Source organism: Citrobacter sp. JGM124, from assembly GCF_018257795.1.
Lineage (GTDB): Bacteria > Pseudomonadota > Gammaproteobacteria > Enterobacterales > Enterobacteriaceae > JGM124.
Genome location: NZ_JAERJD010000001.1, coordinates 268,563 through 294,215, shown reverse-complemented (window position 1 = coordinate 294,215; position 25,653 = coordinate 268,563). Strand labels below are relative to the sequence as shown.

General features: G+C 48.0%; 18 protein-coding genes and 1 tRNA gene. 10 read left to right on the top strand and 9 right to left on the bottom strand.

The features are described from left to right. The first annotated feature begins 14 nt into the window (after positions 1-14). Entirely contained in the window at positions 15-965 is a 951-nt protein-coding gene (locus tag JK154_RS01350) for a helix-turn-helix domain-containing protein (protein ID WP_211990684.1), read from the top strand. Positions 966-1,135: 170 nt separating this feature from the next. On the opposite strand, the gene JK154_RS01345 is transcribed toward JK154_RS01350, so the two are convergent. The 4 genes from JK154_RS01345 to JK154_RS01330 form a co-directional block, all read right to left on the bottom strand. After that, the gene (locus JK154_RS01345) at positions 1,136-1,654 is read right to left on the bottom strand and encodes a VOC family protein (protein WP_211990683.1); all 519 of its coding nucleotides are present in this window, start codon (positions 1,652-1,654) and stop codon (positions 1,136-1,138) included. A gap of 107 nt (positions 1,655-1,761) precedes the next feature. Beyond that, positions 1,762-4,077 (bottom strand): FdhF/YdeP family oxidoreductase, encoded by a 2,316-nt coding sequence (locus JK154_RS01340; protein ID WP_211990682.1) that lies wholly within the window; start codon positions 4,075-4,077, stop codon positions 1,762-1,764. Between the two features lie 351 nt (positions 4,078-4,428). Then, the gene (locus JK154_RS01335) at positions 4,429-5,784 is read right to left on the bottom strand and encodes a diguanylate cyclase (protein ID WP_249215708.1); all 1,356 of its coding nucleotides are present in this window, start codon (positions 5,782-5,784) and stop codon (positions 4,429-4,431) included. Between the two features lie 566 nt (positions 5,785-6,350). Then, entirely contained in the window at positions 6,351-7,379 is a 1,029-nt protein-coding gene (locus tag JK154_RS01330; protein ID WP_211990680.1) for an LLM class flavin-dependent oxidoreductase, read from the bottom strand. Positions 7,380-7,916: 537 nt separating this feature from the next. On the opposite strand from JK154_RS01330, the gene JK154_RS01325 reads away from it, so the two are divergent. The 5 genes from JK154_RS01325 (at position 7,917) to JK154_RS01305 (ending at position 13,740) form a co-directional block, all read left to right on the top strand. Continuing rightward, entirely contained in the window at positions 7,917-9,230 is a 1,314-nt protein-coding gene (locus JK154_RS01325; RefSeq protein WP_211990679.1) for a GntP family permease, read from the top strand. Between the two features lie 16 nt (positions 9,231-9,246). Then, complete coding sequence (locus JK154_RS01320; protein WP_211990678.1) at positions 9,247-10,395, top strand: glycerate kinase; 1,149 nt, start codon at positions 9,247-9,249, stop codon at positions 10,393-10,395. A gap of 25 nt (positions 10,396-10,420) precedes the next feature. Further along, on the top strand, positions 10,421-11,863 hold the full coding sequence (gene pyk, locus JK154_RS01315; RefSeq protein WP_211990677.1) for a pyruvate kinase: 1,443 nt from the start codon (positions 10,421-10,423) through the stop codon (positions 11,861-11,863). A gap of 265 nt (positions 11,864-12,128) precedes the next feature. After that, positions 12,129-13,283, top strand: coding sequence for a CdaR family transcriptional regulator (locus JK154_RS01310; protein ID WP_211990676.1), 1,155 nt, complete (start codon positions 12,129-12,131; stop codon positions 13,281-13,283). A 244-nt stretch (positions 13,284-13,527) separates the two neighbouring features. Continuing rightward, a complete protein-coding gene (locus JK154_RS01305; RefSeq protein ID WP_211990675.1) occupies positions 13,528-13,740 on the top strand; it encodes a glycine zipper 2TM domain-containing protein in 213 nt (70 codons plus the stop codon). Between the two features lie 162 nt (positions 13,741-13,902). Here the strand turns inward: JK154_RS01305 and JK154_RS01300 are convergent, their stop codons facing one another. Next, entirely contained in the window at positions 13,903-15,549 is a 1,647-nt protein-coding gene (locus tag JK154_RS01300) for an alkaline phosphatase (RefSeq protein WP_211990674.1), read from the bottom strand. A 371-nt stretch (positions 15,550-15,920) separates the two neighbouring features. Next, a complete protein-coding gene (gene ldtA / locus JK154_RS01295; RefSeq protein ID WP_211990932.1) occupies positions 15,921-16,898 on the bottom strand; it encodes a L,D-transpeptidase in 978 nt (325 codons plus the stop codon). A gap of 152 nt (positions 16,899-17,050) precedes the next feature. Between ldtA and JK154_RS01290 the strand changes: the two genes are divergently transcribed. Then, positions 17,051-18,292: a mechanosensitive ion channel family protein gene (locus JK154_RS01290; RefSeq protein WP_211990673.1), complete on the top strand. Its 1,242-nt coding sequence runs from the start codon at positions 17,051-17,053 to the stop codon at positions 18,290-18,292. Between the two features lie 73 nt (positions 18,293-18,365). On the opposite strand, the gene JK154_RS01285 is transcribed toward JK154_RS01290, so the two are convergent. After that, entirely contained in the window at positions 18,366-19,787 is a 1,422-nt protein-coding gene (locus JK154_RS01285) for an EmmdR/YeeO family multidrug/toxin efflux MATE transporter (RefSeq protein ID WP_211990672.1), read from the bottom strand. A 188-nt stretch (positions 19,788-19,975) separates the two neighbouring features. Between JK154_RS01285 and JK154_RS01280 the strand changes: the two genes are divergently transcribed. Then, positions 19,976-20,051 (top strand) — tRNA-Asn (locus JK154_RS01280). A gap of 824 nt (positions 20,052-20,875) precedes the next feature. Further along, on the top strand, positions 20,876-21,916 hold the full coding sequence (locus JK154_RS01275; RefSeq protein WP_349291086.1) for an MBL fold metallo-hydrolase: 1,041 nt from the start codon (positions 20,876-20,878) through the stop codon (positions 21,914-21,916). A 66-nt stretch (positions 21,917-21,982) separates the two neighbouring features. Here the strand turns inward: JK154_RS01275 and JK154_RS01270 are convergent, their stop codons facing one another. Beyond that, positions 21,983-22,546, bottom strand: a complete 564-nt coding sequence (locus tag JK154_RS01270) for a TetR/AcrR family transcriptional regulator (protein ID WP_211990670.1) — start codon at positions 22,544-22,546, stop codon at positions 21,983-21,985. 490 nt (positions 22,547-23,036) lie between these two features. After that, positions 23,037-24,023: an aldo/keto reductase gene (locus tag JK154_RS01265; RefSeq protein WP_211990669.1), complete on the bottom strand. Its 987-nt coding sequence runs from the start codon at positions 24,021-24,023 to the stop codon at positions 23,037-23,039. 428 nt (positions 24,024-24,451) lie between these two features. Here JK154_RS01265 and JK154_RS01260 point away from each other — a divergent pair, with 428 nt between their 5' ends. Then, on the top strand, positions 24,452-25,645 hold the full coding sequence (locus JK154_RS01260; RefSeq protein ID WP_211990668.1) for a multidrug effflux MFS transporter: 1,194 nt from the start codon (positions 24,452-24,454) through the stop codon (positions 25,643-25,645). Positions 25,646-25,653: the final 8 nt, after the last annotated feature.

Here is a 25,653-nt window from a genome sequence, read left to right as displayed (position 1 = left end):
GCAAAGGAGTCATCGTGTCCGGGATTTCAGTTGCCATACTTGTTACCCAGGGTTTCAGTACTTATCACGTTTCAGTCCCCCTGATCCTTTTTGGGAATACCGTCTCGGATCAGCGGCTTTTTACTCGCTTGATATGTGCTGAAACGCCGGGGCTTATCTGGTCTGGTGAAGGAACAGCAATACAGGCTGATCATGGGCTGGATGCTCTGGCCCGGGCCGATATCGTCATTGTACCTTTTTGGGCAAATGTTCGGGAAAAACCGTCTGCACCGCTACTTAATGCCCTGGTAAAAGCACGTGATACCGGTGCCCAGATCGTGGGGCTGTGCTTGGGCACTTTCGTCCTGGCTTATGCCGGTTTGCTGGACGGGCGTGTCGCGGCGACACACTGGGAGTATGAGAGAGACTTTCGGGAACAGTTTCCGTCCGTTCACTTGAATCTTAACGAACTCTATGTTGATAACGACGGGCTGATTACATCCGCAGGAACGGCTGCAGCAATGGATTGCTGTCTGTATCTCATTCGCAAATATTTCGGTAGTCTGACAGCTAATGGTATTGCCCGCAGGATGGTTACCCCTCCCCACCGTGAAGGAGGCCAGGCACAATATATTGATCATCCTGTCACCCAAAAGACGACCGACTGTAGAATTAATATGGTCCTTGACTATCTGTTACTCAATATTCAGGCTCCCCACGATATTGATTCCCTGGCGGTGTATGCCTCCATGAGTCGCAGGACACTTACCCGGCATTTCAGTAAGGCAACAGGGATGTCCGTCATCGAGTGGATCACCGCCGCGCGGCTGCATTTGAGTCAGGCGTTATTAGAAAACATTGACCTCCCCGTAGAACAGGTTGCTGAACAAGCAGGGTTTCAGTCTGCGGCAACCTTCAGGCTGCAGTTCCGGGAAAAATTTGGTGTCAGCCCCAGGGCATGGCGGAAAACCTTCCGTAGCGAATAAGTCCGTGTGCCACATCAACGGGAAGAAGCTTCTGGCGGTCAGCAACCGCGACACAAAAAAACCGCTATGCTGTGCCATGGCCAGCTTTTGTTGACCACGACAGCAGGGGTTAAGACCGAAATAGAGCGCGTTACAGTATGCTGCGTTTCATGCTCTCATGCGTGTCCTTCTTATACTGACCATTTTCTGCGTTTCGAGGTGTGGAGGTAGGGTTGTGGCGTGGGGTAGGTAATCACTTCGATGCTTGATCCCCAGGGCGTCAGGCAATAGCAAAATTTATTTCCCGCTCCCGCCTCTATCCCGGTTAAATCTATAGGGTCCGCATTGCGCTTGCCGCCAGCAGCTTCTATTTGTCTGACAGCCAGTTCAATATCATCCACATAAAAGGCAACATGCTGCCAGCCATAATCTGCGGGGGTGACAGGGCCAGATCGATTTTGCCCTGAGAATTCAAACAGCTCTATTTGGGCTCCATTCGGAAAGCCTATCATTCTGATGGCAATTTCTGCCGTATCACTTGAAATACCTAATCTTTTTTGTGTTGCAACAGCGTGCCTTGGGGGCTGTGATTTCAGGTAGGTGTCATAGATAACAGAAGCATTTAATGCATTGATGAAAAATTCAGTGGCGGCATCCAGATCCGGCACCGTCAAGCCTATATGGTCGATACCATGCACATTGTTATTCATAATGCTCTCTTTTTTCTAAAAATAGCCTGTTCCTCATGATACGTGAAGAAGTAAAAAGAACGCCAGGGGGTACAAGCCCCCCTGGACTCAGGATACTTACTTTCAGGTTACTCGGCGTGATTAGCGACGTCATTCGTAACAACAGGTTGTATTTTTTCCAGGATAACAGGAATATTTTTATAGGCCGGAATGCCGCTTTGCGGGTCGAAGTTATCCAGCGCCACCAGGTTATTTGACTCAGGGAAATAGGTTGCCACACAGCGATCCGCCATGTCGTGAATTACAATTTCAAGATTATCTACGCGTCGGTGTGTGGGGCTCTGCTGTTTATCCAGGGCGATAACATTCACCCTATCCCCCGCAACCAGCCGCTGTTTTTCGGCTTCATCCTGACTGATAAATAATACGTCACGTCGACCAAAAATACCCCGGTAGCGATCGTTCAGACCATAAATCGTGGTGTTGTATTGGTCATGGCTGCGAACCGTGGCTAATACCAGCTCACTGGCATTCGCTGATTCAGGATCTTCGAGTAATCCTTCGGTAGTGAAAAAATTCGCCCGCCCGGATGGGGTGACCCATTTACGTGCTGACGCAGGATTAGTCAGATGAAAACCGCCCGGTTGCAGGATCCTTTCATTATAATTCTCAAACCCGCTTAATACGGCTGCCATCGCGTCACGTATCTGGCTGTAATCATCCACCATCTCTTGCCAGTCGACTTTAGTATCCGGCAGCGTGGCCAGGGCGAGCCCGGCGACAATTGCACACTCGGACTTGAGATACGGGCTAACCGGTTCCAGCTTGCCACGGGAAGCGTGTACCATCGACATAGAATCTTCGACCGTAATAGCCTGCTCACCGCTTTTTTGTATATCTCGTTCAGTACGCCCCAATACGGGAAACAAATAGGTATGGCGGGCGGTGAGAAGATGCGAGCGATTTAACTTCGTCGCCAAATGTACGGCCAGGTCGAGTTTTTTCATGCCACTAAAACAGGCCTCTTTATCTGGCATGGCCACCGCCAGATTTCCCCCCATACAGATCAATGCCCGAGAACGCCCCTCAAATATCGCCTGCATACTGGCAACAGCCGCATGACCAAATTCTGCCGGGGGAGTGAAGCCAAATCGCGTTTCCAGCTTCTGTAAAAATAGTTTGCCCGGTTTTTCAGTGATCCCAACAGTACGATCCCCCTGAACATTGGAATGGCCACGCAGGGGGCAAATTCCGGCCCCTTCCCTGCCCATATTGCCTTTTAACAACAGCAGATTGACCAGTTGCTGAATATTTTGCGTGCCATGCTGGTGCTGCGTGATCCCCATGCCGTAGCAAATAATGGTATTTTTGGCTTCAGCGTAAGCTTGGGCAATCTGTTCAATCTCTTCTTGAGTCATACCGCTGTGTTTAACGATATCGCTCCAGGCTGTGTTTTGCACATCCTGCTTCAGTGCGACAAAGCCTGCGGTATGTTGTTGAATAAATTCGTGATCAAGAATCGCTGGCTGACCATTCTGGCGGGCCGTATCATCCCAGCCAATCAGGGTTTTCATCACCCCTTTCATTAATGCGGTATCACCGCCGATGCGGATTTTGTAATAGTATGTCGCTAGCTGAGTGGACGACAAGGTCAGCATCTCAATCGGGTTTTGTGGGGCGGTGAAACGTTCTAATCCTCTTTCTTTAAGCGGATTAATGGCGATGATTTTGCCACCACGTTTGGATACTTCACGCAGAGAGGTTAACATGCGTGGGTGATTCGTACCGGGATTATGGCCGATACAGATAACTAAGTCCGCTTTATCAAAGTCTTCTAACAGAACGGTGCCTTTGCCGACCCCGATTGCAGCGGCAAGCCCCACGCTGGTAGGTTCATGGCACATATTTGAACAGTCGGGAAAATTGTTGGTGCCATATTCCCGGGCAAACAGCTGATAAAGAAACGCCGCTTCGTTTGAGGTTCTCCCTGAAGTATAGAACTCCACCACATTGGGATCATCATAACTTGCCAGCCGCTGGCCTATTTGCCCGAACGCCTCTTCCCAGCTGATTTCTTCATAATGGTCGGTCAGTTCATTGTATTTTAAAGGATGGGTTAAGCGACCTTCATTTTCCAGATCGTAATCATTCCAGGATAAGAGCTCCGTAACGCTATGCTCAGTCAGAAACTGGGGAGTGGTTCTTTTCCTGGTGGTCTCCCATGCCATGGCTTTGGCACCATTCTCACACATATCAAATGAGGCACTGTGTTTAGGATCAGGCCAGGCACACCCCGGGCAGTCAAATCCCTGTGGCTTATTCATTTCAAACATGGCAATTAAATCATGCCGCTCATTCATCTGCCCACGTATAGCGTCGGCAACGGCCTTCAGCGCTCCCCAGCCCCCAGCAGGACCAGTATAATTTTCTATTTTCTGCTTCATTATTCATCCTTAATTTTATAATTAAGTGAGTCAATTCGACGACATGCAATGCACCAGGAAAAAAGTTTCTGTCTCTCACTATATACAATATTCGTAAAATTACAGGATGATCTTTATCATTATTTAGATTATTACTTCATGACATCATTGCCGAGTACGGGGAAATATAAAATACACCCTGTATTCTGAATAACTTGCATTGCAGAAAAATGTAACAGGACGAATGCCGGGACATTTACTCAGAGATGTGGCCCGCTTACCGCGTCCAGTTAGTGAATGAATATATTTTGAGGTCAGGGATGATATTCATTGCAAGCCATTCCCTGCACGGCTTGCAATGAAACCAATGAATTATTCGCTTTGCGCGTACTCAATTCTGTTTTTGCCGTTGGCCTTAGCCTGATAAAGTGCATTATCAGCCACCCTGATCAGACATTCATAATCAGGATGCCCATTGTAAACAGCAATACCTGCACTCACCGTGACGTGGACATATTCATGACTGTGGAGCTGTACAGGCGTATCCTGAATTTTTTTTCTCATTTGCTCAATGATGCTGAAAGCCTCCGTTTTGGCGGTTTCAACAAGCACAATTAAAAATTCCTCGCCACCGAGCCGAAAAATATAGTCACTACTTCTGGTACTGTCATAGAGCATTTCAGCCACCTTCTTCAGGATATTATCCCCGTCGGCATGGCCATAAGTGTCGTTGTAGGTTTTAAAATTATCAATATCAATCATGGCGATACTGAGTGGAATACGGGAATGCATGGCCAGTGATATTTCATGCCGAAGAATAGTCGGCAGAAAACGACGGTTAAGTAACAGTGTTAGCGTGTCTTTTCCGCTTTCCAGTTTTTGAACTTCATCAAACAATGATCCCAGCAGCGTATTAATTTTATGAATTTTGCTTCTGACTGTTTTTAGTAACGGAGCATAATCCTGGGATATCAGTCCCGGGGTACAGCTATAATCGTGAATATATTTGTCCGTTTCAATAATGGTATCGGATATCGTTTTTACACGCTGAACATTGCTAAAATTAGATTTCCCTTTGTGGTTAAACCACAGAGCAAAGTCTGAATCATTGAGATCCTGAATAGAAGAAAGCGGCGTACCGGTCGCCACACTAAAAATAAAAGTATTTTCCCAGTGAAGTAATGAGGCATTCTGACGGGCACTCTCAATACCGGCATTTTCCAGAATGGAAAATAGCCGATACGATTCTTCATTTTTGGTATCAATGTTGTGGGATTGCGAATAACTTTTGCTCATTATCTCGATGGCGATATCCATTGAAGTAGCGGCAAATCGCATGGCATCAAAACAGAGCGCTTTATCCTCAGCGACCTGTAAGATTTCTTCATTAAGGCGCCATTTTAAACGTCGTGCGCCGCGCTCTACCAGGTCGACGGGAATACCAATGCGGGCATGAATCTCCCCAATCTTTTTTTGCTGCTCAATCAAGTCAGGCAACCGCTCCCCGGTATTCGTCAAAATATCGACTATCCACGTTGTCATTGCCCCATGGAGTCTGTCATGAACTTGCTGGCTGGAAAGGAAAAAAGAAGCATCCCGATCATTTAACATGTAACTGTAGAATGTATCGGCAAAGTCAGAAGCTTTCCGGGCAGAGAGCGTGCTCAATAAATGGAAAGACTGCGGTGATGTTACGGCTATCAGCTGGTTCCATTCTGATTTTATCATCAGATTGTATTCCAGCTCGCTGTCGTCGTGTTTAATACTCAAGGAGTCGTTCAACTTTTAATCTCTTTTACCAGCGTGTATGGGATATCCAATAAACTTCAAGCTGCCGTTGAGCACTTGAAAAGGTCTTCAAGGCGTCAGTTAGCCGATTATTATGAGAAGCATGGGTGAGTTTGACTCGTCTGCCACAGCACCAGGAAAAACAGGCTTCTCAGTATCGTGATTATTCTGTATATACTCGCTTATTACTTTATTTGACGTGGGTAAGTATCCCGCCAAAATAGATCCAGTACCAGTCAGCAACACTATTCTTTTCACAATTTGACCCAATAAATATCTCCTTCCGTCATCAGCGACTCACAAAACATGTACAGATCGCCCGATAAAGGTCGAGACATGGGCGGGCCCCCACATGCTGATCAGCACATTGAATTGATGAAGGAAACGTGTCAGCGAAACACGACAAGTGGCAGGTGAGTCCTGGGAATGCAGCCTCACTGACAGGCAAGCCCAGGACAGCTGACTAGCTATGTTGACTGTTAATGTCGGGAATGAACGCTCCCCTCTCAGGAAGCCCGCCATCCCATGGCCGGAGCAATATATTTGAGAATAGACTCAATAACATGAATATTGTAAGCCACACCAAGTGAGTTAGGGACGGTCAGGAGTAAGGTATCCGCCTCGGCAATGGCTTCATCCTGTTTCAACTGAGCAATGAGTTTTTCTGGTTCTGCGGCATAACTGCGGCCGAATATAGCCCGCGTTTTTTCATCCAGATAACCGACCTGGTCCCCGTCCTTACCGCTGCCACCAAAATAGGCACGGTCACGTTCATCCATCAGGGCAAAAATACTGCGACTCACGGACACCCGTGGCGTGCGCTGATGCCCCGCCTCTTTCCAGGCCGCACGATACGCCCGAATCTGATCCCGTTGTTGGATATGGAATGCTTCTCCTGTTTCATCATCTTTCAGTGTTGAGCTCTGTAAATTCATTCCCAGCCTGGCTGCCCATACGGCAGTCGCATTCGAACCAGCTCCCCACCATAGCCGTTCCCGTAACCCCCTGGAGCAGGGTTCAAGAGGCAGTAGCCCGGGGGGATTGGGGAACATTGGCTGAGGGTGGGGTTCAGCAAAACCTTCACCTTTAAGTACATTAAGCAAAACTTCCGTGTGCCGGCGAGCCATATCCGAGGCGTCTTCCCCCTCTTCAGGGCGATAGCCAAAGTAACGCCATCCATCAATCACCTGCTCCGGAGAACCACGACTGATGCCTAATTGCAGCCGGCCATTGGCGATGAAGTCTGTCGCACTCGCCTGCTCCGCCATATACAGGGGATTTTCATAGCGCATATCAATCACCCCAGTCCCAATCTCAATGCGTTGAGTCCTGGCAGCTATTGCTGCAAGCAAAGGAAATGGAGAGCTGAGTTGCCGGGCAAAGTGATGGACTCGAAAATAGGCCCCGTCAGCGCCGAGTTCCTCAGCAGCAACGGCCAGATCAATTGACTGGTGCAGTGCATCTGCTGCCGAGCGGGTTGCTGGCTGGGGGGAAGGATTCCAGTGACCAAACGATAAAAAACCTATATTTTTCATTGCCTGTCCTTTTATTTGGCTGGCCAGGTACGATCAACGCCAGCAAAAAGATTGATCCTCTACTCTACGCGGTTGTCGATGATAATAAATATCATATCGTTAATCGTATCTTTCAATTTTTTTGAATAAAGCTTCAGGGATGATCGATACCCCCGATAAGAGACACTGCCGCTTAAGCCTGCCACCAGCGTCTGGACAGACAGGAAATGCGTACTCTACGGTGCAGAACAGTGCCCGTCGACCAGAGATCCCGACTATCTGCTCTTGTTATGTGATAAACCTCTCAGCCTGTTGTTCTCTGACACGAAATCTTTTCTGTAATCAGCCTGTATTTTTGTGCTATCGCACATAGTCTATTTCATTACCAGAATTTAGAATACACACAATACAAAAAAGGAGTTATTCAGCGGTTAGATTTATTATTAATTTAAATATATTACTTACAGAATGAACATCACCTCCCGTTAATAAAAATTATAACGGAGATATTTGTATTAACTCTCTATTGTCAATGACGTAAATATATGAGGTCTTATTATGAATGCAATAGAACCCTTGGCATGGTACGGGGCACTCATTGGTCTTTTTATTGCTATTATACTTATTCTTAAAAAAATCAACCCGGTTTATTCTCTGTTTCTGGGGGCTATTATTGGTGCCCTTATTGGTGGCGGGAATTTAGTACAAATTGTTGCCATGCTAACGTCAGGAACCCAGAGTGTAATGGGCACAGTAATACGTGTTCTTGCTGCTGGGGTACTGGCTGGCGTCATGATGGAATCCGGGGCGGCAGAAACCATAGCCAAGGCGATTGTGCGAAAAATGGGCGAGAGTAAAGCCATTTTTGCACTGGCGCTGGCGACGATGATTATCACCGCCGTGGGGGTGTTTATTCCTGTCGCGGTATTAATTGTGGCACCGATCGCGTTGTCTGTCGGTAACAAAATGGGTATCTCTAAGCTTGCCTTACTGCTGGCATTATCTGGTGGCGGGAAAGCCGGTAATATTATTTCACCTAACCCCAACACCATTGCCGCTGCTAATGGTTTTAATGTCAATCTCAGCGATGTCATGATAGCGGGTCTGATCCCCGCACTCTTCGGCTTGATGATGACAGTTATCGTTGCCTCCATGCTGAAAAGTAAGGGTGTTATGGTCAGTGGCCCGGAAGCGGCTGAAGCTTATGGGTCTAAAAATACGAAAGACGACAGAGCCTACCCCACCCTTGGCAAGGCCATTGTCGCCCCTGCCGTGGCGATTGTCTTACTGATGGTTAACCCAATTGGCTCTATTTTTAATATCAGTATCCTCAGCTCAGTCAAACTGGATGCCATGTATGTACTGCCAATCGCGGGTATTGTCGGCTTGTACGCCATGGGTCAGAAAGACAAACTGATTGCCTATACGACTTCAGGCCTGGAAAAAATGACCGCCACCGTACTGATTTTGATTGGTGCAGGTGCCATCGCGGGACTGATAGCAGCATCGGACTTATCAGCACAAATTGTTGATTTAATTAATGTGATGGGAATTTCTGGCACTTTCCTTCCACCGATCTCAGGTATTTTAATGGCAGCGGCTACCGCTTCCACGTCAACAGGTACCATCCTCGCCACCGGCACATTTGGTCATGCTATTGCGGCTATAGGTATCGCGCCAATTGCCTCCGCGGTCATGGTTCATACCGGGGCTACCGTTATCGACTCCTTACCGCAGGGTAACTACTTCCACATCACTGCCCAGAGCATGAATATGACCATTAAACAGCGTATGAGCCTGGTGCCTTATGAGGCTATCGTGGGTGGAACCATGACCATTGTCGCGACTGTACTTTACGGCTTTATTCTCTGATATGAGGCAAACCATAATGAAAAAAGCAACATTTGTATTAGCCCCTGATTCCTTTAAAGAGAGCATGACGGCAAAAGAAGTGTGTAACGCGATGGAAAAAGGGTTACGCAAGATTTTCCCTGAAGCGAATTACATTCATGTGCCTATGGCTGATGGTGGCGAAGGGACCACCCAGTCACTGATTGATGCTACCGATGGTCAGATGTATCACCTGAATGTCACAGGACCATTAGGCACCACCGTTGAAGCCAGCTACGGTATCATGGGCAATGGTGAAATTGCGGTCATTGAAATGGCTTCCGCCAGTGGCATTCAGTTTGTTACCCAGGAAACTAAAAACCCGCTGGTGACCACCACCTATGGCACAGGTGAACTGATCCGTGCCTGTCTGGACAAAGGCATTAAAAAAATCATTCTGGGCATTGGGGGAAGCTCAACCAATGATGGTGGCGCGGGTATGGCGGAAGCCTTAGGTGCGCGCTTTTATGACGCGGCTGGAAACACACTGCCACGAGGCGGCGGTGCCCTGGGGCAACTGTATAAAATCGACATTTCAGGGCTGGATAGTCGGCTGAGTCAGGTGGATATTCAGGTCGCTTGTGATGTCACGAATCCACTCTGTGGTGAACAAGGTGCCTCTGCTATTTTTGGTCCACAAAAAGGAGCAACCCCCGAAATGGTTGCCCACCTTGACAGTAGCCTGGCGCACTATGCGGGGGTGATTCGTGCCCAGCTGGGTAAAGAAGTGGCCATCACTCCGGGAGCGGGTGCTGCGGGCGGACTGGGCGCGGGTTTGATGGCCTTCACCCAATGCACACTACGTAAAGGTATTGATATTGTCGTCGAGTACAGTGGCCTGTGTGACAAACTGGCTGGTGCCGATTTCTGTTTCACGGGTGAGGGACGCATCGACTACCAAACCAAGTTCGGTAAAACGCCTTATGGGGTCGCTCATAGTGCGAAAGCCGAAGGCGTGCCCGTCATCGCCGTGTCAGGTTGTGTGGGGGATGATGTGGAAGCCCTTTACGATGAAGGTATCGATACTATTTTCGGTATTATCCCTCGTGCGGATAACATTGAAGCGCTGCTAAAAGACGGCCCATTAAATATGGAACGCACTTGTGAAAATATTGCCCGCCTGCTTAAAACAGCGCTGGATAATTAATTTCCATTTATAGAAGATAGATAATATGACTGATTTATTCAGACGTACAAAAATTGTCGCCACACTTGGCCCGGCAACTGACCGTGAAACTATTCTGGAAAAAATAATTGCGGCGGGGGTTAATGTTGTCCGGCTTAATTTCTCTCACGGGGAAGCACAGGATCACATTAACCGTGCAGAACAAGTGCGTAGCATCGCCAGAAAATTAGGTAAAACGGTGGCTATTCTGGGAGATCTGCAAGGCCCTAAAATACGGATCTCAACCTTTAAAGAGGGAAAAATATTTCTCACTGTGGGAGAGACCTTTATTCTCGATGCGTTACTTGAAAAAGGTCTGGGTGACCAGACGCAGGTTGGTATCGACTATAAAGCTTTGCCACAAGATGTCGTCCCGGGGGATATTTTATTGCTGGATGATGGCCGAATTCAGCTCAAAGTGATGGACATTGTCGGGGAAAGCATCCGTACTTGCGTCACCGTGGGTGGCATGCTTTCCAATAATAAAGGTGTCAATAAATTGGGGGGTGGGCTTTCAGCCGATGCCCTGACAGAAAAAGATAAAGCCGACATCTTTCTGGCAGCAAAAATCGACGTGGACTTTCTGGCGGTCTCTTTCCCACGTAATGGGGACGATTTGCACTATGCACGGCGCCTGGCGCGTGAAGCCGGATGCCAGGCGGCAATTGTGGCCAAGGTCGAACGTGCTGAGGTCGTCGCCACACAGGAACAGATGGACTCCGTGATTCTGGCCTCTGATGTCATCATGGTAGCCCGGGGGGATTTAGGCGTTGAGATTGGTGATGCCGCCCTGGTCGGCGTACAGAAACGACTCATTCAGCGCGCGCGTCAGCTTAACCGTGTGGTTATCACAGCCACTCAAATGATGGAGTCAATGATTGCTAACCCCATGCCAACCCGGGCAGAGGTGATGGATGTTGCTAACGCTATCCTGGACGGGACTGATGCGGTGATGCTTTCGGCTGAAACCGCGGCGGGCAACTACCCTGTCGAAGCCGTATCAGCGATGGCTAATGTCTGTTCCGGAGCAGAACGGGACCCACGGGTTAATATTTCAAAACACCGTCTGGATATTCAGTTTACCAATGTTGAAGAGATGGCCGCCATGGCTGCCATGTATGCCGCTAACCACCTGCAAGGGGTTAAGGGTGTCATCGCCTTGACTGAGTCAGGACAGACCGCTTGCCTGATGTCGCGCATCAGTTCAGGCTTGCCGATTTATGCCCTGTCCCGGCATCCAAAAACCCTCAATCAGGTTGCGCTGTATCGGGGCGTTGCGCCCTTTCCTTTCGGCTACGCTGAAGCAGGAACAGATGCCGCTCATGAGGCTATCATGCTGTTAAAAACGCGGGGGATCGTGCAATCCGGCGACCGGATCATTCTGACTCAGGGCAGCCGAAACAGTGAGGTGGGCACCACGGATACCTGCCGTATTCTCGTGGTCAGTTAATCTTCATTTTTTACTATTATGCCCGCATCATGACGCCCCCCGGCAGTACATGATGGCGGGCATTTTTTGTTTCATGGGGGGACGGTTACCCCCCTTTTAAGTCAAGAGTAAAAAATAACGTGCATTGTGCGCTATCATACCGGGCGGCGACTGTCAGGAACGTCATCCCCATGCACCCGACACTGATGGTCAAGCCACGCGACCCGGTTTTTAAAGAGCTTCTGTCTCTGGAAAATCAAGCCATACCGCACTTGAGGAACAGCAAATGACGGATTACGAATTTGACTCGAAATTAGCCCTTTCGATCGTCGAACGAACCATGAAAATTATTAACTGTAATATCAATGTGATGGATGCCAAAGGCCGTATTATTGGCAGTGGTGATAAAGAGCGTATTGGTGAAATTCATGAAGGCGCACTCCTGGCCCTTAGCCAGGGCCGGGTAGTGGCCATCGATGATGCGTCAATGCATACCCTACACGGTGTCAAACCGGGTCTGAATTTACCCTTGCGCCTGAATAATCAATTTGTAGGGGTCATCGGCCTCACCGGTGATCCTGATGAACTCCTGCATTATGGTGAACTGGTGTGCATGACAACGGAGATGATGCTCGAACAGGCGCACCTGCTAAAACTCCTGGCGCAGAATAGTCGTCTGCATGAAGAGCTGGTATTAAGCATGGTACGCAACGATACCGTTTCCAGCAGTATGCAGGAATGGGCACAGCGACTTGGCGTGGATCTGATGTTACCCCGGGTGGCTATGGTCGTGGAGCTGGACAGCGGACAACTCGGGGTCAGTACCGCGATGAGCGAATTGCAGCAATTGCAAAGCTTGCTGAAAGAGGCGGGTAAAGATGATTTGATGGCCATCGTTTCCCTGACCGAGATGGTGGTACTAAAACCCGCCTATCTTCATGCAGAACGTTGGGAACCCAAAGAACATAAGAATCGCATGGAACAGCTCTACCAGCGTATACAACAACGCAGCCCGCTGAAAATCAGCCTCGGGCTGGGCAAGTTTTTTCCTGGTGATGGGGGGGTGGCTCGATCCTATCTGACAGCAAAAACAACCCTCAGCGTTGGTAAACTGCGCACCCCAGATGAGCATTGTTTTAGCTATCAGGATATTAAACTACCGGTTCTGCTCGACAGTCTGCGTAATGGCTGGCAGGCCGCCGAGCTGGCCAGCCCACTACAGCGTCTGAAGGCCAATGACAGCAATGGCGTATTCAGGAAAACACTCCATGCCTGGTTCAGGCATAACCAACAGGCCGGGGAAACAGCAAAGGCCCTCTTTATTCATAAAAATACGCTGGAGTATCGTCTGCGGCGCATTTCTGACCTGACCGGACTCAATTTGGCTAATTTTGAAGATCGTTTTTTGCTGTATGTGGCAGCACAGCTTGATAACGTTTAAGCGATTTTCTTATTCTTTAGTGTTGCCCTTCCCTGTCCTTTGGTGCAAAAAAACTCAAGTGTCTTCTGGTTAGCTGCATCGCACATAGTGAGCATGGCTAAATCAGAGTTTTTACCTATCGCTGGCCTGACACAATCAGTAAATTTCTCATATCAGGTATGATCTCGATGACCCAGGATGGTGTTAAAAACTCCAATAAAAACTTATGTGTATACCCTTATTATTGAGGGTGTTGAGGTTAACGATGCTTTTGAAACGCAGTTTTTCTGTCGCAATTCTGGTCCTGCTCACCCTGTCGATTACTGCTTGCGGACATATGTCAAACCGGGGGCGTAACACGGCCATAGGGGCCGGGATCGGGGCTGTGGGCGGTGCGATACTCACGGGGGGTAGTGCCATTGGTACGGTGGGTGGAGCGGCAGTCGGGGGCGTGATAGGCCATCAGATTAATCGTTGATAAGTGATTTCAGATACGCTCCCCATCCGGGCTCGTGTCTGCGCCTTATTCATGCAGCACGGAGAATATCTCTCTGCCTGGTCATTGCCTCTCTGCCGGGCCAGGCAACAGGCTACATGAGTAAAGTTCCGGCGATCGGAACTTTACTCAATAATGCTCTGATTACTTAATTTGATCCACTAACGACCTGGAAACAAACCAGCGGGAACCGTTATAGACATTAACCCCATCGGATGCCACTTCCTTATTGTTTAACCAGGCAATACTCTTATTACGTGGGATGCGCAGCGTCTGGTCTCCTTTTTTCACCACCAACACCGGGTTTTCTGCGTCGGTTGAGTCCTGACTCACCGTCGCCCCTTTAGCACTGAATTCGGCGTTAGCATCAAGGAACAGTAAATCTGTCGCCTGTTGCAGGTTTACATCCAGTGCTGAAGCCATAAAGTGCGCGACTTCAGTGTTGTCCATTAAGCCACCCAGTAGACGCCCGCGTGGGTCATAACTATAAAGGACAACATCTTCCCCGGTATGCCCGTTGGACGTGAAACCTATTTTTGCCCGTTCAGCAAGGATAGGCCCCACTACATAGTTCAGCTCCCCCGTCTTCGCGCCCATGATATTATTCACTTCGGCATCCGTTAAATCATCAACACCCAGCCATTCCTGTGCCAGTGTGCGAATTTTCCCTGGATTCTTGGTGGCTGACTGGGCTTCAAGAATGGCTTCAAAACCTTCGCCGGTCACTTTCGCTTTTTTCAGTGGGTCAATAAAACGTGTCCAGTGGGTTTTATCATAATTTTTAGACGTGGAACGGTCGCCGATAGAGATACCTGAGTTACCGTGATCGGTCATGGCAACAATTAAAGTATTACCATCTTTTTTGGCAAAATCGACTGCTTTAGCAACCGCATTGTCAAATCCCAGGACGTCGCTGACAATACCCACAGGATCGTTCGCATGAGCTGCCCAGTCAACTTTTGAGCCTTCCACCATTAAAAAGAAGCCATCCGGGTTTTTAGACAAAATATCAATGGCTTTTTGTGTCATCTCGGCCAGTGAAGGCTCAAGGGTGGCATCACGATCTAAATCATAAGACAGGGCCGTGTGTTTGTCTGACTTGCCAAAAACCCCCACCAGCTTTTTCCCGTTGAATGCATTTAATTGCTCCGGGGTATTTACAATACTATAACCGCGAGACGTCAGCACATTAGCCATGTCTTCTTTATCAGCACGGTTTTCCGCTTTCAGGTATTTAGCACCGCCGCCTAAAATAACATCCAGATTATTATAGACAATTTGTTCTGTGAGGTTGTCATAGCTCTTACGTGAAGGGTCATGAGCACTAAAATCAGCCGGGGTGGCGTGCATAAACTCACTGGTGCTGATAATACCCACTGAACGGCCACTCAAACGTGACGCTTCCAGTAGCGTCGCGATTGGCCGCAATTCTTCCCCTGGATTTGGTGTTTTCACCCCCGGAAAATCATACTTTTTACCCGTACTGGCGATATTACCACTCTGCGATTTCCAGCCTGAAGAGATAGCAGAACCTGCGGGGGCGGAATCGGCTATTGTGCCATCACCATTCCATGTGCTCATCAAACCACTTGCCAGCGGATCCAGCGCCAGGGGTTCGCCTTTATATAAACGAGCAAGGGTGGTTCCTGTCACACTCATACCATCCGGTATCATGACAATCACATTCTTGATTTTTTGTGACGGGCCATGGGTATCGGCGGCAGTGGAGATCAGTGGTACAGTCAGTGAAACTGAGATAGCACTATAAAGAATTGATTTTAGAAAACGCATAAATAGTATATTCCCAAGAGGTATAATAAAAATTGTAAGATTTGAGAATAAGTAGAGAACATTTCACTTTTATTAAAAAAAGATAACTAGAGATTACATTTACAATTATATATATATCAAAAAATGACTGGCTGGTGGCAGGCTATTTATAGCAAAACTCACTGTTTAAAAAAGACAATAAAATAAACCGACTATATATTGCCGATGCTGAAAAGCGGGGCTATTTCATCACCTGGTTATACTGAGAATAATTAACGTTGCAGACAGGCATACTTTCTGAAAGGAATACCACCAACTGACAGAGACAACATGCATCAGGTGTATCCCAGCCCGGGAAATAGTATGCCAGAACCAAGCTGGGAGACTCACCATCACATGCATCGCTTTGTGGCTGGGCCTCCTAAAGAGGCGCACTTATAATGGGCTACCACAGCGGTTTGATTATCGATGCGTATCGGCATTCCTGAACGCCTTTCCAGCTCAGTGCGTAATGCCGTGCCATTGACACTGCTTTCCGTGGCCATTTTTTGCAGTGTTTGAGCCATCGGTAACGGCACCTTTTTATTTGATTCAAACTCTGCCCGGTTACGTGACAAGGGTTCATGCACTTCTATCCAACGGCTCCCATCAGGCTCAGTGGTGGTTTTTACCGACTGATCGATAATCTGCACCCGTTCCCCTTCCTTCACCTGGTTGAATAGCCACTCAATATCATCATTGCGCAGACGGATACATCCCTGACTCACACGCAGGCCTATACCAAAATTGGCGTTAGTCCCATGTATGGCATACAATTTGCCAATATAAATGGCATACAGCCCCATGGGGTTGTCAGCGCCGGGCGGGACATAAGCGGGCAACACTTTCCCTTCTTTTGCGTATTCTCTGCGGGTATTCGGGGTCGGAGTCCAGGAAGGAGCCTCTCTTTTACGCTCCACTTTGGTCACCCAGTTTCGAGGGGTTTCCCGCCCTGCCTGACCAATGCCAATAGGCAAAATCTCAACCGTATTTTCTCCTGGAGGATAATAGTACAGCCGCATTTCGGCGACATTCACCACCAGGCCCTGACGTACAGTATCAGGCAGAATAATCTGTTGGGGAATAATCAACTGACTTCCACCCGCAGGAAGCAGTGGGTCAACCCCGGGGTTGGCTTCCAGCATGTTCGACAGCCCCTGACCATACTTGGCAGCAAAATACTCCAGCGGCTGGGTATTGCCCGGCTCAACAGTGATAACCAGAGGTTGTCCGACTAAACGACTCCCCTCCGGGGGAAGCGGGTAAGTTACCGCCCAGGCCGAGTGAGTTAATGCCGTCAGCACCAGGGCAAATGAAGATAAATACTTCATCATATTCTGCATCTCATTATAGGTTGTTCTTCATTAATCATAACGTGGTTATCAGATTTAGACAGAAAACTTGTACACCAATATGGCCTTGTGGGTTGCACAGGTCATAGCCAAAATGCATGATACCTCCTGCGTTTGTTAAAGGAGGCACCATGAATGCATTGATTTCTGAGCTAAAAAAGTACGGTATTGAGCCCGATCAAACCCCTTATTTGGTGGTGATAGCCATCATTATTCTGTTGACCGCCATTATCGTGCACTTCATTCTGCACCAGTTAGTACTTAAGAATATAGAAAAGCGAGCTGAGTCCAGTTCCAGCCTGGTATTACAGATTTTCACTCAAAATAAACTCTTTCATCGCCTGGCGCTGATGCTGCAAGGGATCATTGTTAACATTCAGGCGGTGTTATGGCTTTCTGCTAGTTCAGATGAGCTGGCCGTGGTAACGACCTGTGCTGAACTCTGGGTCATGCTGTATGCCCTGTTATCCTTCTTTTCGCTGCTGGACGTTATTAATGGGTTATCCCATAAATTCACGACCTTTTCCCACCTGCCATTAAAAGGCATTTTCCAGAGCCTTAAACTCATTGGCTCACTGGTGGTTGGCATTATGATTATCTCGTTGCTGATCGGGAAATCGCCAGCCATTCTGATTAGCGGCTTAGGTGCCATGGCTGCGGTACTGATGCTGGTATTTAAAGACCCAATATTGGGTTTGGTTGCCGGAATACAGTTATCTGCCAATAATATGCTGAAAATTGGTGACTGGCTGGAAATGCCTAAATATGGCGCTGACGGGGCAGTTATCGATATTGGTTTAACCACAGTTAAAGTTCAAAACTGGGATAACACTATTACCTCCATGCCAACTTATGCGCTGGTTTCCGACTCGTTTAAAAACTGGAGTGGTATGTCCGCCTCAGGTGGACGCCGGATTAAACGCAGTGTCTTTATTGATACCACCAGCATCCATTTTCTCTCCGAAGAGGAGCAAAATAAATTACAGGAAGCAAATCTGCTGCATCCTTATATTGTGAAGCGGAATCATGAAATTGAGGAATATAACCAGCATCTCAGTAATGACTCGGTACTGAACCAGCGGCAGATGACCAATATTGGTACTTTCCGTATCTATCTCAGTGAATATCTGCGTAACCACCCGATGATCCGCAAAGATATGACGCTTATGGTCCGCCAGCTTGAGCCAGGATCGCAGGGTTTACCCCTGGAAATCTATTGTTTTACTAACACTGTCGTTTGGCTGGAATATGAAGGGATTCAGTCGGATATTTTTGACCATATCTTCGCTATCGTGGGTGAATTCGGCCTGCGTGTTTACCAGTCTCCAACCGGGAATGATGTACGCTCCCTGGGCGAAGTCATTACCCATTAAGTCCGACAGGCAAGATACCGTATCGGTCAGCAAAAGATAACCAACGCTGGCCGATACTGAATGCTGACAAGGTCTATTTTTGTGGTCGCGGGTATTTTTGTAACCAGCGACCACTGGCCAGTCGCCAGTAAAAACAGGCGCCACGAACGGCCCAATCAAGGAACATTCCCAACCAAACACCCACCACGCCCATTCCTAATACAACCCCCAGAGTATAACCGGCAATGACCCGGCACCCCCACATCCCCACCATCGATACCCACATGGCGAAGCGGGCATCACGCGCCCCTTTAAGCCCAGCAGGTAAGACCCAGGAAGCCGCCCATATGGGCATAAAGGCGGCATTTAACCAGAGCAGGACCACAACGACGTGAATAACCTGAGGATCATCGGTGTAAAATGAGGCTAACAAGCTCGCAAAGGGAGCGCTTCCCCAGGCAATAAGAGTGAGAACCAGTGTGGAGAGCCAAAAAATATGCCGTAACTGACGTTCAGCCTGCCCTATCTCCCCCTTACCCAGCCGCCGGCCAACAATAATGGTCGACGACGACCCCAGCGCATTACCCGGCAAGTTAATCAGCGACGCAACGGAAAAGGCAATAAAATTACCGGCGATCACGCTGGTACCCATCCCGGCAACAAACATTTGCGTCAGTAACTTACCCCCATTGAATAAGACAGACTCCACACTGGCGGGAATGCCGATACCCATGACTTCAAGCAGTATCCCCCAGTTCAGTGGGGCAAAATAACTTCTCAGCGTAATGCGCAATGCCGGATTAAAGCCACTCATCAGGACCATAATAATGGCGATAGCCCCGATATAGCGGGAAAGCGTCAGCCCCAGGCCTGCACCGACGAAGCCTATTCCGCTCCAGCCAAATGCCCCGTAAATTAAAATACTACTGATAACAATATTGAGAATATTCATTCCGCCGTTAATCAGTAACGGCAGTTTGGTATTCCCCGCCCCTCGCAAAGCACCACTGGCTATCAGCGTGATCGCGGCGGCGGGATAGCTCCAGACGGTAGTTTGCAAATAGGACAATGCCAGTGCCTTAACGGCAGGGGTGGCATCCCCGGCAATGGTGTTGATAATCAGCGGGCCCGCAATATGAATCACCGCCGCCAGTATAAACGCGACGATCGTCATTAAAACTAATGACTGCCTGGCGGCCGCACGCGCTCGTTCAGGATCCAGCTTGCCAAAACTAAAGGCCACCACCACCATGGTGCCCAAGTCAATCGCCGCAAAAAAGGCAATAATGACCATATTAAAACTGTCAGCCAGCCCGACCCCGGCCATGGCGTCTTGTCCAAGCCAACTGACGAGGAAGGTACTGAAAACCCCCATCAATAAAACACAGGCATTCTCTAAAAAGAGAGGTACCGCTAACGGCATCACTTCCCGCCATAACAGCACGCGATGCGCCTTTCTTTTAGCACCCCAGGGGGATTTACGCACCCCACGCTGCAGGACTTCGGAGAGTTTCAATCAGTAACTCGGATAATCAAATGAAACACGATTTTAAATCATGAGCCAGCCGCAGGGATCCTGCAAAGCTTTTTCATATAATCGCTTTAAAAGACAACAAGATGTTGATTGTTTAGACAAAAAAACATTTTCTGCTATTTTATCTTTGACAAACCCACGGTAATAGCTATTATAGCGCCCAACGAAATTCCTCTGTAGTTCAGTCGGTAGAACGGCGGACTGTTAATCCGTATGTCACTGGTTCGAGTCCAGTCAGAGGAGCCAATTTAGAGAAAGCAGACGTTCACTGACGTCTGCTTTTTTGCTTTTTATCAATTGGTTCCCCGCTTTCCCCAAAAATGCTCGAAGCCATACTGTAAGTCTCCCTGCAAAAAGAACCACTCACTTTCAGTATTCCCCTGACGATACCCGCCGGGATCATTGAGTGCGAGCTGAACAGATACCTTAGTGAAGAATAACCTGAGAGCGCAAACGTATCAGCGGATGGTCGTCAGCCCATTCAGCATGTAAGCAATATTTATAAGTTAAATGGCGAGTGCTGGCGACGAGCGCGCCTGAACTGCTGAAAATATTTGGTTGTCTTTTTCGTGACCACACATATAATGAGTGAGTGCTTACGCTTTTATTTATCATTTAAAAATAAAAAATGACCATGCCGGGCATCGTTCATCGAACCGCCGGGAATACTGCATAACTTGCTGGAGTAATCATGAAATCAATCAAATGTGGTGATACCCCGCCCCTACTTTCGGTGGTATGCGTTTCCGCTCCCCGCCACGTCAGGGGGCCTGGCCTCTGGAAGATGCCAGATCAGAACCATTGATAAAACGCCCCGTTGATGTAGCCATCCATTTATGGAGCACGAATCAGATGTCAGTCTATCCTGACATAGGGGGATCAAGGCATGGGTAACGAGACCAGTAAAGACTCAACGTGAATGTCCGATACGGGTATTTCCCCTGAAAAGTAAATGAACCATGAAAAATCACTCATCAGGAAGGACAAAAAATAAAAATGTCTCTCCCACACCAAGATTGTCTTTCAGATTAACAAAGACGATATTAGCAATAATCACAGGAGCAATAACTGTGGCATTATTATGTAATTATTATGCTAAAAAGATTCCGCCCTATACCGATTCCCCGCAGTTCCATGACGGTGCATTCAAAAATGTGAACCCAAGACAAGTCGTGAGTGCGGCAGAAAATATTCAGGTTTTATGGAATTTTATTTTCAACAAACCCAAACAGACTAAGCCCGGACAACCGCTCCCAATCAAGGCATTATCCACCGGGCATCTGTTGCAAAGCCCGGATAATTCGGTATTCAGGCTGGGCCATTCTTCTCTGCTGCTGAAAATGAAGAATAAATACTGGTTAATCGATCCGGTATTCAGCAAAAGAGCCTCTCCGGTACAGTGGCTTGGTCCTGAGCGCTTTCAGGATACACCGATCACTATTGATGAATTACCTGAAATTGAAGGCGTGCTTATTTCTCACGACCATTATGACCATCTGGATTATGACGCAATTATGCGTCTTAAAGAGAAAACTCGGCACTTCCTGGCCCCACTCGGCGTTGGTGATTTATTGCGTACCTGGGGTGTTCCAGCTGAAAAGATAGTCCAGTTAGATTGGTGGCAGGATTACAGTATTGAGGGGATCACGTTTATATCCACACCCGCCCGGCATTTTTCAGGGCGTGGCTTGTTTGACAGCAACAAAAGACTGTGGACATCCTGGACGATGATCTCTGACAATTTCCGACTCTTTTTCAGCGGGGACTCAGGCTACTTTGATGGCTTCAAAAAAATTGGTGAAGCCTATGGACCCTTTGACATGGCATTCCTTGAAACCGGTGCCTACGATGCGGGCTGGAGAGATATCCATATGTTCCCGGAAGATACCATTAAAGCATTCCAGGATCTGAAGGGAAAGTGGTTATTCCCCATCCATAATGCAACCTTTGATTTAGCTTTTCATTCCTGGGATGCGCCCTTTAACAGTATTGTGACGCTGGCAAAACAACAGGGAATTTCATTATCTGTACCAGAGATTGGTGCAGGTGTTGAATTTCTGGCACCCTCAGTCGAGAAGCCGTGGTGGAATATAAACCAAGAGAGTAACTAGCCGTTTTAAAAAGAGGCTAATGGCCTCTTTTTATTTACAGATATCATGCTTCACTGGGTGATCTATTTATTCAAGCATTTTCCAGAAAACCGTGAATCCAGCGTGTTTATAAGCTTCCGCGTTATTCGGATCCTTTGCTGCAAATTTCACTGTAGAATAAGCCAGCGCCTGGAACACTGAGTCAGCAAACCCCCTGTTAAGGCCTGAAAATACTGTGCTCTGCACGAATTCCTCATGAATGCCCATATCAGGGAAGAACTCCGCTGCTTTTTGTTTCAATTCCGGTGTTATAAAGTCACCAACATCCAGGTGACTCAGCGTAATATTGGCCGCCGGATTCTTCACTCCCCAGGAAATATAACTGAACCATAAAAAACGGGCACGTTGCTCCAGGGTGGCAGACAGTGGAAATCCGTCAGAGAGATACGCGCACAGTGTTTTTTTCAAATATAAATAGAGTTCGTTAATTAACGCTTCTTTGCTTGGGAAGTAGCGGAACAGGGTGCCTTCCGATAATCCGGCATGTTTAGCAATCATTGCGGTGGATGCACTGATCCCGCGTTCAGCAAAGCAGGAGCTTGCTGCTTCCAGTATTGCCAGCGCTTTTTCTTCGCTACGAGGTCTTGCCATATTACGTCAGCCTGTGAACAAGGAACCCTGAGGATTCAGATCAAATAAAAAAGTATTCACTCATTATAAAACAACACCTGCTGGTTGCAACAAGAACCACATCCCTGCCCCCGCCTTCTGAACAGGCTGCGAGTTCCAACGCCGGGTGAAATCGTTTCTCCGGTATCCATTGCTCACCCGGTGGTCCGTGGCGTCGTCGCGAATCGGGAATACTACTCGGCTGACTTCACATTTGTATGGCCCGTTAACACCGGATAAACCATCCAGTTTTGTGGCGTTTTTCATCATGCCGTATTTTCAGGCTACATATCGAAGAAGATCAGGGCTGCGTGATAAAGGCACACCTTCAGACGGGGATCCGATGCTTTCCTGGGCTGTTAAGAGCCAAAAACAGACAGCATGCAGCACGGCTGTCTGACGAAAATCGGCACGGTGCTTTATTGGCGCCGTCTTGGCACCATGTGTACCTAAAGCTCTATGCCACCGACAGCTACTCAGACATCGACAGTAAACCGTCATCCAGCCGGTTACCCTGAATCCTGATACCGGCCAAAAGCGTATCCATATTGGCCAGATCCTCTGCACTCAATTCAAGATCAATTGCCTGCAGGTTATCGTCAATATAAGCCACTTTATCCATGCCAGGAATCGGGACAACCCAGGGTTTTTGTGCCAGTAGCCAGGCCAGAGCGACCTGAACAGGGGTCGCATTTTTGCGGGTCGCCACATCCTTCAGCATACTGACCAGCGGCATATTGGCTTTAATAGCCTCCGGTGTGAAGCGTGGGAAGTTTGCACGTAAATCAGTCGAACTATCAAATTTTGTTGATGTATCAATTGTTCCGGTCAAAAAGCCGGTACCAAGAGGTCCCCATGGCACGAAACCGATTCCCAGCGCTTCGCACACGGGCAAGACTTCGGTTTCAGGTTCACGTGTCCATAGTGAGTACTGATTCTGTATGACAGTGACAGGGGTTACCGCATGGGCCCGGCGGATGGTTGCAGCCCCTGCTTCCGATAAGCCATAGTGGCGGATCTTACCTTCCTTAATTAAATCCCCGAGTGTGCCCGCAACATCTTCAATGGGGACATTAGGATCAACACGATGCTGATAGAACAGATCAATATAATCCGTTTTCAGGCTTTTTAGCGAAGCCTCAGCAACGGCACGTATATTTTCCGGGCGACTATCAAGCCCCGTTATCGCGCCATTTTCCAGCTTAAAGCCAAATTTTGTTGCAATAATCAGGTTATTACGGTGCGGTGATAACGCCTTCCCGATCAATATTTCATTCGTATAAGGGCCATATGCCTGGGCTGTATCAAAAAATGTAATCCCCCGATCAACCGCGGCATGAAGAACATTTATGCCAGTCTGTTCATCAACAGCACTACCAGTACCGAAGCTTAAATTCATCGCCCCCATGCCTAATGCTGATACGGTTAACCCACTACGACCTAACTGACGATATTTCATGTTTTTCCTTACTTATTAAACACAGGTGATGCCAGGGCAAGAAGCACGATGCCGCCGAATAACGCATCCCGGTGAGTTAACCCATCTTCAATTTCGTGCCCATTGATCCATCCGGCAGGACGAATACAGAGCCAGATGGGCGTGACGCTTGTTTGCTAAATAGCGCGTAATAATCCAGGTGAGAGGCACTATGGCATCTGACATGAGTACATTGAGGCAATATTAAAAGAGGGGATTGTATTTGTATGTGGATTTATCACACATTCAGTATTCCCGATTCAGGAATAATAGACCGCCTTATAAAAAATAACCGAACCAGGGGCAATATTAATGAGCATGATTCATAAAGCTTATCTTGCTTAATGTGATTATTAACCGCTATCAGATCGCTATCATTAGATGAATTATCACTCTTTATTCAGGTATGTATGGGCCACTCCCACGCTATTAAGACTACCGGGCTGCTTTTCATCATCATTCTAAGTTCTCTGATGGCCTTTACGTCTTTATCAACAGATATTTATCTTCCCGCTATGCCCATTATGGCAAAAGAATTACAGGGGAATGCTGAATTAACTATCACCGGTTTTTTAATCGGTTTCTGTCTGGCTCAACTCATTTGGGGCCCTGTCAGCGATCATTTGGGTCGTCGCTTACCGCTGATCACAGGCATGTTTTTATTTATTATTGGTTCAGTCGGCTGCGCACTTTCTACTGATATAACGCAGATTGTCTTTTGGCGGGTCTTTCAGGCGTTAGGGGCCTGTACTGGTCCGATGCTCGCCCGCGCCATGATCCGGGATCTTTTCAGCCGGACTCGCGCCGCGCAAATGCTTTCAACGTTAACCATCGTCATGGCGATAGCCCCTATTATTGGCCCCCTGCTCGGCGGACAAATGATAAAATTCACCTCCTGGCATGCCATCTTCTGGTTACTGGCGGCTATCGGCATCTTCATGCTTTTATCGCTCTACTGGCTGCCGGAGACATTACCTGCTGAACGCCGTATTTCAGCCTCACTCCGTGGTGCGTTCCATACATATTATCGGTTACTCGGTAATATGAACTTTATGAAATTTACGCTCTGTCTGACGTTTTATTATGTTGCTATTTATGCGTTTATCACCGGTTCGCCTTTCGTCTATATCGCCTATTTTCATGTTGATCCGCAGCATTACGGATGGTTGTTTGCCGTAAATATTCTGGGCGTCATGGGATTCAGCGCAATCAACCGTCGTCTGGTTCAGCTTTACTCGCTGGAAACGTTACTCAAAGGCGCTGTGCTGATCGCCGCACTGGCTTCGGTGGCACTGGGATTGACGATAAAACTTGATGTGAGTGGCATCCCCCTGATTGTCATCGTAATCTTTGTGCTATTTTCAATGAATGGCATTATTGCTGCGACTGCGACAGCTGCAGCACTGGACTCAGCCCCTGATTCCGCCGGTTCGGCTTCTGCTCTGATAGGTTCACTCCAGTACGGTAGTGGTATCATTTCATCGTTACTTTTGGCCGTATTCAGTGATGGAACCCCCTGGACTATGTGCTGGATTATTATGTTGTTCACTCTCGCCAGCGCCGGTATGGCACTGACCATCCGGACAAATAAAACGAGCCATTAGCTAAACCT

Excerpts from the sequence above, each read along its gene's own strand:
- JK154_RS01330 (WP_211990680.1), bottom strand. The coding sequence starts at position 7,379 with ATGAAAAATATAGGTTTTTTATCGTTTGGTCACTGGAATCCTTCCCCC.
- JK154_RS01340 (WP_211990682.1), bottom strand. The coding sequence starts at position 4,077 with ATGAAGCAGAAAATAGAAAATTATACTGGTCCTGCTGGGGGCTGGGGA.
- JK154_RS01260 (WP_211990668.1), top strand. The coding sequence starts at position 24,452 with ATGGGCCACTCCCACGCTATTAAGACTACCGGGCTGCTTTTCATCATC.
- JK154_RS01300 (WP_211990674.1), bottom strand. The coding sequence starts at position 15,549 with ATGCGTTTTCTAAAATCAATTCTTTATAGTGCTATCTCAGTTTCACTG.
- JK154_RS01305 (WP_211990675.1), top strand. The coding sequence starts at position 13,528 with ATGCTTTTGAAACGCAGTTTTTCTGTCGCAATTCTGGTCCTGCTCACC.
- JK154_RS01270 (WP_211990670.1), bottom strand. The coding sequence starts at position 22,546 with ATGGCAAGACCTCGTAGCGAAGAAAAAGCGCTGGCAATACTGGAAGCA.
- JK154_RS01325 (WP_211990679.1), top strand. The coding sequence starts at position 7,917 with ATGAATGCAATAGAACCCTTGGCATGGTACGGGGCACTCATTGGTCTT.
- ldtA (WP_211990932.1), bottom strand. The coding sequence starts at position 16,898 with ATGAAGTATTTATCTTCATTTGCCCTGGTGCTGACGGCATTAACTCAC.
- JK154_RS01320 (WP_211990678.1), top strand. The coding sequence starts at position 9,247 with ATGAAAAAAGCAACATTTGTATTAGCCCCTGATTCCTTTAAAGAGAGC.
- JK154_RS01265 (WP_211990669.1), bottom strand. The coding sequence starts at position 24,023 with ATGAAATATCGTCAGTTAGGTCGTAGTGGGTTAACCGTATCAGCATTA.
- JK154_RS01335 (WP_249215708.1), bottom strand. The coding sequence starts at position 5,784 with ATGATAAAATCAGAATGGAACCAGCTGATAGCCGTAACATCACCGCAG.
- pyk (WP_211990677.1), top strand. The coding sequence starts at position 10,421 with ATGACTGATTTATTCAGACGTACAAAAATTGTCGCCACACTTGGCCCG.
- JK154_RS01290 (WP_211990673.1), top strand. The coding sequence starts at position 17,051 with ATGAATGCATTGATTTCTGAGCTAAAAAAGTACGGTATTGAGCCCGAT.
- JK154_RS01345 (WP_211990683.1), bottom strand. The coding sequence starts at position 1,654 with ATGAATAACAATGTGCATGGTATCGACCATATAGGCTTGACGGTGCCG.
- JK154_RS01310 (WP_211990676.1), top strand. The coding sequence starts at position 12,129 with ATGACGGATTACGAATTTGACTCGAAATTAGCCCTTTCGATCGTCGAA.